The sequence below is a fragment of the Marinobacterium profundum genome, from assembly GCF_001528745.1.
GTDB lineage: Bacteria > Pseudomonadota > Gammaproteobacteria > Pseudomonadales > Balneatricaceae > Marinobacterium_A > Marinobacterium_A profundum.
Genome location: NZ_BCNS01000208.1, coordinates 42,987 through 52,847, shown reverse-complemented (window position 1 = coordinate 52,847; position 9,861 = coordinate 42,987). Strand labels below are relative to the sequence as shown.

At 56.6% G+C, this 9,861-nt stretch carries 6 protein-coding genes and 2 tRNA genes; 7 read left to right on the top strand and 1 reads right to left on the bottom strand.

What is annotated here, in order from left to right; genetic code table 11:
- Positions 1–88 precede the first annotated feature (88 nt).
- Entirely contained in the window at positions 89–2,944 is a 2,856-nt protein-coding gene (locus tag MPRO_RS23465; protein WP_067298742.1) for an insulinase family protein, read from the bottom strand.
- Between the two features lie 250 nt (positions 2,945–3,194).
- On the opposite strand from MPRO_RS23465, the gene MPRO_RS23460 reads away from it, so the two are divergent.
- From MPRO_RS23460 to purU, 7 genes are all read left to right on the top strand, one after another.
- Positions 3,195–3,575: a DUF6394 family protein gene (locus MPRO_RS23460; protein ID WP_067298741.1), complete on the top strand. Its 381-nt coding sequence runs from the start codon at positions 3,195–3,197 to the stop codon at positions 3,573–3,575.
- A gap of 13 nt (positions 3,576–3,588) precedes the next feature.
- On the top strand, positions 3,589–5,286 hold the full coding sequence (locus MPRO_RS23455; protein WP_067298740.1) for a potassium channel family protein: 1,698 nt from the start codon (positions 3,589–3,591) through the stop codon (positions 5,284–5,286).
- A complete protein-coding gene (locus MPRO_RS23450) occupies positions 5,286–6,206 on the top strand; it encodes a DMT family transporter (protein ID WP_067298739.1) in 921 nt (306 codons plus the stop codon). Before MPRO_RS23455 ends, MPRO_RS23450 begins: the two co-directional genes overlap by 1 nt.
- Positions 6,194–7,081 carry a Tim44 domain-containing protein gene (locus MPRO_RS23445; protein WP_067298738.1) on the top strand — a complete coding sequence of 296 codons (888 nt, stop codon included), beginning with the start codon at positions 6,194–6,196 and terminating at the stop codon, positions 7,079–7,081. The genes MPRO_RS23450 and MPRO_RS23445 overlap by 13 nt, the downstream gene beginning before the upstream one ends.
- Before the next feature lie 100 nt (positions 7,082–7,181).
- A tRNA-Met gene (locus MPRO_RS23440) sits at positions 7,182–7,258 on the top strand.
- A 799-nt stretch (positions 7,259–8,057) separates the two neighbouring features.
- Positions 8,058–8,134: transfer RNA gene (locus tag MPRO_RS23435), tRNA-Met, on the top strand.
- Positions 8,135–8,977: 843 nt separating this feature from the next.
- Entirely contained in the window at positions 8,978–9,838 is an 861-nt protein-coding gene (gene purU / locus MPRO_RS23425; RefSeq protein ID WP_067298736.1) for a formyltetrahydrofolate deformylase, read from the top strand.
- Positions 9,839–9,861 lie beyond the last annotated feature (23 nt).

The following is a 9,861-nucleotide window of genomic DNA, read 5'->3' as shown; positions in this document are numbered from 1 at the left end:
TCTGGCGTGACGGACAAATAGGAAGGGAACCTATTTGTCCACCGGGTTAATAGTCACGAGCCACTTTTCAGATAACCGCTATGCGCAATCAGGCGCCCGGCACATAGGCATCCGCGGCCTTGAGTGCGCTGATTGCGGTATCGGCGCGTTTGTTGGTTTCCAGGGTCTCGAATTCGGTGCGAATGCTCTTGCCAAAGCTTCTCACCAGCAGGCTGCGTTCGGAAAGCGTGGCGAACTGGCGCTGCAGATCCGCAACGCTGAGGGCTTCTATGGCGGCGGCGAGTTGCTCGCGGCTGTTAAAACCCAGTTCTCCCCGATCGAGCTCCTGCCAGTAGCGGCCACTGCGCTGGCTCAGGCTGGTTTCCTTTTGCAGCAAACGCGACAGGGCGCTGGCTTTCACTTCGTCCAGGGAGACGGCATCGAGCTGGCTGAACAGTGGCTGGATATCGTCCAGGAACTGCCCCATCTTTTGCTCCAGTGTCAATGGGTCTGCGACCGGTGACTGCACCACCAGGGCGAGTCCAGGTACATTCAGCAGCGACATTGAACTTGCGAAAACGACATAGCCCAGTTGCTGTTCGGTACGCAGTTCGTTGTAGAACGGCGACGACAACATCTCTCCCAGCAGCATATAGGCGGCGCGAGTACCTAAGTCGGTATCTTGTCCCTGCAGATAAAGGGTGACGGCGGAATCTTCGTGCTCCAGCTTCAGCGTCTGTACCAGCGCCTCCAGAGGATTTAGCTGTACGACGTCGATGCTGGCGGGCTCCGCCAGTTCTGCGTTGCGGCGCAGTACCTGGTTGGCGGTTTGCGCCATGGCGAGGGCTTCATCGGCCTGACGGTTGCCGTGGGACAGTACCCGCAGGCGGGTGCTGGCCAGCAAGCGGGGGACGAAGTTCTGTAACTGCGTGCGCGTAACTGACTGCAGTGCCGTGAGTTTTTGCTCACTGGACCACTGTGGCAGCAACAGGTTGTAAAGTTCCCCGGTGGTTTGGCTATAGGGTGTGTCGTTGCGCTCGTTGGCCAACTCCTGGGCGTACTGGCGACGGATTAGCTCAAAGCGGTCGGTATCCAGTTGCGGCTTGACCATGGCCTGTAGCAAGGCATCAAGCAATACCGGCTGGCGCTCGTTGTAGCCGGATACCCGCACGCTGATACCTTTCATATGCGGATACAGGTTTACCGAGAGTCCTGCCAGCGCTGCGTCGTAGAGGGTTTCGTTGAGTTGGTCGTTCACCATGCGGGTATAGAGCGCTGTCAGTACGGCGCCGGTGGCATCGGCATTGGCGGGCTGTGACAGCAGCGAGAAGTAAAAGTCGGCCTTGGGGATACGAAATTCACTGTCTTGCTGGTGCCACAGTTCCAGTCCTGACTGGGACAGTAACGCCTGGGGTCGGTTGCTGGCAGCTAGTGCCAGGGGCTTAAGCTCCAGATCCTGTGCCAGATAGGGATTGAGCGCACGGATGCTCAGCCTGTCGTCGCCCGCAGGATTGCGGCGCCACTGTGACAGCTGGGCATCGGCCAGCGGCGTAATGCGATAGCCAGTCTGGTACCAGGGGTCAATCTGGTCAGTGTCCAGATCCTGTGCCTTTAGCGTAAGCTGCATGTTGTCCGGGCGCACCTGTGCCAGAAAGCGGCGGATCAGCTCGGCGTCGAAGTCGGCAAATACATAACCTGCATCCAGTATGTGTGCGGCCGGGTATTCCTGCAGTCCGCGGGCGAGCTGGCGCACATAGTGCACGGGGGAGCTGGGTTCGACAAAACGAAAGCGGGTGGCGTTGAGCTGTCGCTCTTCGGCAAAGAGCTGCTCGTCGATACCGCTCTGGCGCAGCAGGCGTATGTAGCTGAAAAAGAGCGCTGTTACCTCTTCGTAGTGCTCAAAGCCCTGCTCGGTGAGATCAATATTGACCGCCAGTGATGAGGCGTTGGGCAGGTCCATGCCCTGGGACGCGCCCAGCTCATTGGCCCAGCCCCGGGCCTTTAAGGCCGATAGCAGGCTGCCCTGGCCTTCATAGCCGATCAGGCTCGACAGGTAGTACAGCGGCTTTTGCGCCCAGTAGTCCTTGGCCGGCGGCAGCGGAAAGCTCAGGCTGAGCTCGCGGGTATCATCCAGGGTGCGGATATCCAGCTTTGCCGGGAGGGTACCGGGCGTATAGAGCGGTGCCATGTCGCGAAAGGGAGCGGCATCAAAATTCTTTACGTCGGCAAAGCGGGCCTCGATCAGTGCGCGCAGTTCTGTGACGGGTTCGCGGCCCAGCACCACCAGTGTCATCAGATTGGCGGAGTAGTAACGCAGGTAGAAGTCGAGCAGATCCTGGCGCAACGCGCCGGGTTCGTCGTTGGACAGGGTATCCAGGTTGCCGACATTGAACTGGCTAAAGCTGTGCTGCGGGTTGGTCAGGCGCTTGTAGGTACTCCAGATGCGCCGGCCGTCATCACGCAGGCCGCTCTGGTATTCGGAGTTGACGGCATTGCGCTCGCGGTCGACGTAGGTTTCATCGAACAGCGGTGCGATAAAGAACTGCGAGAAACGATCCAGCGCCGGTGCCAGGTTCTCGGCGCTGACATCGAAGAAATAGTTGGTGTTCTCATAGGATGTATAGGCGTTGTGACTGCCGCCACTGGCGCGGATAAATGCCTGGTAGGCGCCGGCCTCGGGGTACTTTTCGGTGCCCAGAAACAGCATGTGTTCCAGAAAATGCGCCAGCCCCATGCGTGCTTTGGGGTCGGCATTGGAGCCGACATCCACATCCAGCGAGGCAGCGGCCTTGTCGGTGTCGGGGTCTGATATCACCAGCACCTTGAGCTGGTTGTCCAGGGTGAAGTTCAGGTAGTCGCGGGTGTCGTTGGGGCTGACGCTGATTTGGCTCTGGGCCAGCGCCGGCAGACTGAACAACCAGAAAAATAGCAATAGCAGGGGGGCGGCGAAGTTCGTTTGTCTCATGGTGTCTCTGGATCCTTGGGTGCCGGCAACAGGGTCAACATACTACTGAGGCTGCATATGACTTGTCACTCAGAGTTGTGAGCCTTGTGACTGTACCCGGTGTGCAAAGTTCGCTTGCATCTGCCTCAAGCTGCCAGGGCGGCAACACCCGCTGATTCTGTGGGCAGGTCGACACCGCGCGTGGCAGCAACGGGCTACAGTCGATACAATCAGGCATCTATCTGGCCTTTCGATCACGCAAGGGAATTCCATGAACCGTGAGAAAGTGATTTTTGCCTTCTTTATTGTGCTGGCGCTGACCCTGAACTTCGGTTTTTTTGTCGGTGATACGAGTAATCCCAATCACCACAATGTATACGAGCTCTATGCCGCCCTGGTGATCAGCCTGATCTGCACGGTGCTGAAGTTTGGCGACCGGACCCATGTTGGTGCCATGATGCTGGCGACCAGCCTGGTGGCGGATCTGCAGCTGGTGGCCGCGGCGGTTATCTGGGGTTATGCCGCCCAGGTGGGCGGGGGTGTCGACGAGATGATTCTGGCCAGTGTGGTCTCGCTGTCGGGCGGTGCGCTCATGGCCAATATTCTGTCGGTGGTGCTGCTGGTGGTCGAGACAGTGATGGTTCGGCGCTGACAGGCGCGCCGCGATGAACGATGTCATTTATATACTGCTGCGCCGACTGCGGGCGCCGCTGATTACGCTTATTGTGGTCTATGCGTTGTCGGTGCTGGGGCTGGTGCTGATCCCGGGAGAGGATGATCAGGGGCAGCCCTGGCGCATGGATTTTTTCCATGCTTTCTACTTTGTTTCCTTTATGGGGTCGACCATCGGTTTTGGCGAGGTGCCTTACCCCTTTACCGATGGTCAGCGCTTCTGGACCCTGGCCTGCATCTACGCCACTGTCGTCGCCTGGTTGTATAGCATTGGTACCCTGCTGACGTTGCTGCAGGAGCCGGCCTTCGGACGCCTGATGCGCAGGCGGTCTTTCGTTAATGAGGTGCGCCGGTTACGGGAACCGTTTTATCTGATCTGCGGTTACGGTGTTACCGGCTCTCTGGTGGTGAAAAAGCTGGCGGCGCGGGAGATTCGCACCGTGGTGCTGGATCTGAAACAGGAGCGTATCGACGGCCTGGAGATGGACGGTCTGTCGATTCGGGTGCCACGCCTGTGTGCTGATGCCTCTTTGCCCGATGTGCTGCACGATGCCGGGTTGCGGCATCGTCACTGCATCGGTGTACTGGCGCTGACCAATGAGGACCAGACGAACCTGGCCATTGCCATTGCCAGTAAGGTGCTGGTGCCCGAACGGATGGTGATTAGCCGCACTGAATCCGATGTAACCACCGCCAATCTCGACTCCTTTGGCACCGACCTGGTGGTGGATCCGTTTCGCTCCTATGCCGAATATCTGGTGCTGACAACCCACGCCCCCTATACCCATCTGGTGTATGACTGGCTGCTCAACCCCTTGCACCGCCATATGGCGACGGTTAACAAACGCAGGGAAGGGCGCTGGATTATCTGCGGTTATGGCCGTTTTGGTCGCGCACTTTGTGGAGCTTTCCGCAAGGCCGGTGTCGAGTTGACGCTGATCGATGAGGGCAGTGAGAATTTGGTACCGCCAATGCACCGGGTGCGAGGTATAGGCACCGAGGCCGTGACGCTGCAGGATGCAGGTATCAGTGATGCCGTGGGTTTAGTGGCGGGCACCTTTCACGATGCGGATAACCTTTCGATCATCATGACGGCACGGGCGCTGAACCCGAAGCTGATCACGGTGGTGCGACAGAATCTGGGCGAGAACGATCTGGTATTTCAGCATTCCCACGCGGATTTTGTGATGGAGCCCGGTCGGATTATCGCCAACCGCATTCTGGCGCAGATCAAAACGCCGTTGTTACCGGTATTTATCGAACGCATGCTGCGCGAGCACGATGATGTCTGGGCCCATGTGTTGCTCAATCGCATGAGTCATGTGGTGGGGGACCGGGAGCTGGATAGTTGGGGTATCCGGCTGTGTCCGGAAGAAACCCCAGCACTGCTGATGTGCCAGCCCGAGCAGACGCTGAAACTGCGCACCCTGATGAAGGATCCGCGGGATCGTACCCGCAGCCTGGCCTGTCTGGCGCTGATGCATAGGCGTGGTGCCGAGGTGCGTTTGCTGCCGGGCGAGCTGTGGGAGTTGCAGGAAGGTGATGAAATTTTGTTTTGTGGCTTGAGCGAAGCACTGCATCAAATGGAGTGGACAGTGAATAATTACAACCTGTTGCAATACCTGCTGACGGGGCGGGAAAACAGCGATACCTTGCTGTCGCGCCTGCTGAACCTGGGAGGCAGGCGCTGATGGCTCATCTGTTACTGGTGTTCACCGTGCTGTTCTGGGTTGGAAACTCGGTCATGGCGCGGGCGATTCATCTGGAATTCCCGCCGGTAAGCCTGGCTGCCTCGCGCTGGACCCTGGCCATGCTGATTCTGCTGCCCTTTGTGCTGCCGCGCATCAGGCGCGAATGGCCGGTGATCCGTGCCAATTGGCCCATCATACTGCTGCTCTCGATACTGGGCGTTTCCTGCTTCAATACCCTGATCTATACCGGCCTGCAGACCACGACTGCGACCAACACCACCCTGATGCACTCGATGATTCCTGTGCTGATTCTGATTATCAGTCGGGTCTTTCTGCGCCACGCCGTCAGCGGGCGCCAGTGGGTGGGGGTCTCGTTATCGATGTGCGGCGTGCTGGTGCTGCTGAGTCAGGCCAATCTCGAGACCCTGTTGAGTCTTGAATTTAACCGCGGTGACCTCTGGATATTTGCCGCCGTGGCCGACTGGGCGCTCTACTCGGTGCTGCTGCGCTACAAGCCGGCTGAGCTCAGTGGCATGGCTTTTCTGGGGATTACCATCACTATTGGGGCGCTGATGCTCTGGTTGCCGGCGCTGCTGGAGTTGAGCCAGGGGCGTATGCCAGAGCTTTCGCTGCATACAGGGTCGACGGTGCTCTACATGGCCATATTTCCGTCAATTCTTGCTTATATGTGCTGGAATCGCGGTGTTGCGGAACTTGGGGCCCCGGTGGCGGGTCTGTTTATCCATCTTATGCCGCTGTTTGGGCTGCTGATGTCGGTAATCTTTCTTGGAGAGCAGGTTCAGGCTTTTCATTTTATCGGCATAGCCCTAATATTCGGGGGCATTTTTCTAGCCGTGGTTACTGATACACTGCGTAACCTGCGACCGACCAAAACAAAGGAGCCTTCATGCAAAAGCTGATGACCATCATGTTTGCCGTTTTTCTGAGTTTTACCCTGCTGACGCCAGAGGCCGACGCGGGCAAGCGCTTTGGCGGCGGTAGCAGCATTGGCAAGAGCTTCTTTACGTCCAAGAAAACCACAACGCCGACTGCTACTACTCCAACCACGCAGCAGAAAGCGGTTGCGCCTGGGGCTGCACCGCGCAAGGCGGGTTTTGGCGGCATGCTCGGCGGCCTGCTGGCCGGTGGCTTGCTGGCCTCCCTGTTCATGGGTGGTGCCTTTGAAGGCATGCAGATGATGGACTTCCTGCTTATCGCGCTGCTGGCCTTTGCGGCCTTCAAGCTGTTTGGCATGTTCCGGCGCCAGAACGCACCGGCCTATGCCGGCGCGGGTGGCGCGCCTGTACAGGAGCGTGCAGCGACTTCCTACAGCGAGCCGATGGCGCGTACCAGTGCCCAGGAAGGGCCCGCAGCTGCGCCGGCCGGCGGTTTTGGTGCGGCTCTTGGCAGCACTGAAATTGAAACGCCGCAGTGGTTCAATCGCGATGCTTTCGTCGCGGGTGCCCAGAAACACTTCAGCCATCTGCAAAAATGCTGGGATGAGCAGAACTGGGATGAGATCCGCAGCTACGTGTCTCCCGAACTCTTCGCCGAACTGCAGGCCGAACGCGGCAAGCTGGGCGCGCAGAACACCGAGGTGGTGTCTGTGATGGCGGAGCTGGCGGGCTTTATCGACAACAAGGATCACGTGGTGGCCAGCATCAACTTCTATGGCTGGCTGAAGGAAGAATCCGATCAGACCACCGAGTTCAGTGAAGTCTGGCACCTGCAGCGTGACATGTCGGTTGAAAATGCTGACTGGGTTATCGTCGGTATCGATCAGCCGGAAGCCTAGTAAGTTTGTTGCTATAGGGCTAATTTGCTGTTTTTTCAGGTAAATTGGCAAATGGGGTTGCGCATCAGTGGGGCCCTCTATACTATACGCCCCACGTTGATGCGGGGTGGAGCAGTCTGGTAGCTCGTCGGGCTCATAACCCGAAGGTCATAGGTTCAAATCCTGTCCCCGCTACCATATTTAGAGATCGATAATCATCGGTTATCAATCTTGCGAAAAAGGCCTGGAGTCGAAAGATTTCGGGCCTTTTTCGTTTCAGAGCGGTGAGCAGCAAGAGCGTAACGCGTCGGGCTCGCTCTTTATAACTGCAGCGAAGGTCTTAGGTTCAAAGCCTGTCCCCGCTACCACATTCAAGAGTTGGTAATCGAAAGTTATCGGTTCTGCAAAAAAGGCCTGAAGTTGAAAAGCTTCAGGCCTTTTTTGTTATTTGTCGTTAGTAGAGGAGCAAAGAAGACGTCGGGCTCGCTCTTTATAACTGCAGCGAAGGTCACAGGTTCAAATCCTGTCCCCGCTACCACATTCAAGAGTTGGTAATCGAAAGTTATCAGTTCTGCAAAAAAGGCCTGAAGTTGAAAAGCTTCAGGCCTTTTTTGTTATTTGTCGTTAGTAGAGGAGCAAAGAAGACGCCGGGCTCGCTCTTTATAACTGCAGCGAAGGTCACAGGTTCAAAGCCTGTCCGCGCTACCCTATTTAGAGAGAAGGCTGGAGTCGAAAGATTGCAGCCTTTTTTTGCTTTTGAGCAGTGAGGGCATAAAGCGTCGGGCTCGCCCTTCACCGCTGCAGCGAAGGTCGCAGGTTGAAGACTGGTTCTGCTGCCTTGGTTTAGGGGAGAATCTCGTCGGGGCAGGTCGCGACCGTTTTTCGTTTAAAATCATGAAATTGTTGGTTTTGAGGGATTCCTTCGAATTAAAGAGGGCTACGGTTGGATAAGGGGTTGCGCTTGCGGTTGGGCCTCTATACTATACGCCCACGTTGATGCGGGGTGGAGCAGTCTGGTAGCTCGTCGGGCTCATAACCCGAAGGTCATAGGTTCAAATCCTGTCCCCGCTACCATATTTAGAGAGAAGGCTGGAGTCGAAAGATTCCAGCCTTTTTTCGTTTTTGAGCAGTGAGGGCATAAAGCGTCGGTCTCGCTCTTCATAACTGCAGCGAAGGTCATAGGTTCAAATCCTGTCCCCGCTACCATATTTAAAAGTCAGATAGCAAATCGTTATTTGTCTTGAGAAAGGCCTGAATTCGAGAGGATTCAGGCCTTTTTTGTTTTCCAGAAAAAGCCAAAAGCCAAAAGCCAAAAGCCAAGCGTCGGGCTCGCTCTTCATAACTGCAGCGAAGGTCACAGGTTCAAATCCTGTCCCCGCTACCATATTTAGAGAGAAGGCTGGAGTCGAAAGATTCCAGCCTTTTTTCGTTCAAATCGACGTTTGGGTTAGTTTGCCGGCACAGCTTTTTGGGAGAATTGGTCGGGCTCGCTCTTTATGACCCCGGGCGAAGGTCACAGGTGCAAATCCTGTCCCCACGGCCGTATTTAGAGATCGATAATTATGGGTTATCGGTCTGGCGAAAAAGGCCTGAAGTCGAAACACTTCAGGTTTTTTTCGTGCTGATGCGTAAAACCGGTTTTCTTGTGCGCTGCGGCGCAGGAAGGCTTCGTTCTCCATCACTATCGCGGGCGCTGGGCTGGTAAGATAGGCGGCTGATAAGTGCATAGCTGAGGGTATCACTGCTGTCATACAGTACCGGGCCGGCAAGGGTGCATTGAACATAGCCCCATGCTGAGTGGCCAGGGTGTCGAAGCGCTTTTTTCAGGTGGCTGATTGATTATGGTTGGTGATCTGCCTGAACTATGCCCCAGCGTGCAGCTGTGCTCTAACGTATTGAGAAAGAACGAGAACTCTAATGAAAGACAAGCCCGCATACATCCTCCGGGTATCCTGCCCCGGCCGCGTCGGAATCGTTGCCGCCATTGGCAACTTCATGGCGGATCGTGGTTGCTTTATCAAGGAACTGCATCAGTACGATGACCTGAACACGGGGCGATTTTTTTCGACCATCGAGTTCGTTTTCGAAGGTAGTCAGAAGCCCAGTGTTAATCAGGTGAAAGCGGCGTTCGAGGTTACGGCACTGCGCTTTGATATGGAGTGGGAAATCCATGACGCCACCGAGCCTGCCAAGGTGCTGATCATGGTCTCCAAATATGACCATTGCCTGCGCGACCTGCTGTACCGCCGTGCCACCGGCGAGCTGAATATTGAGATTACGGCGGTAGTGTCCAATCACGAAGATCTGCGTTACATGGCAGAGCGCGAGGGCATCCCCTTTGTGTACCTGCCCGTAACCAAGGCCAACAAGGTCGAGCAGGAAGCCGCTTTGTTGCAGCTGGTTGAAGATACTGGCACCGAGCTGGTGGTACTGGCGCGCTATATGCAGGTGTTGACCGATACGCTCTGCACGGCACTGGCCGGGCGCTGCATCAATATCCACCACTCCTTTCTGCCGGGCTTCAAGGGCGCCAAACCCTATTACCAGGCCTATGAGCGCGGCGTGAAGCTGATCGGTGCCACGGCGCATTATGTAACGGGGGACCTGGACGAAGGCCCGATTATCGAGCAGATGGTGGAGCGTGTCGACCATGGCCATGACCCGCAGCACTTGACTCAGGTCGGCCGCGATATGGAAGCCCAGACACTGGCCCGCGCAGTGAAGTATCATGTGCGCCGCCGCGTGTTTCAGAACGGACTGCGCACCGTCGTTTTTTAGAACAGAAGCCGGGTGGCAGCGGG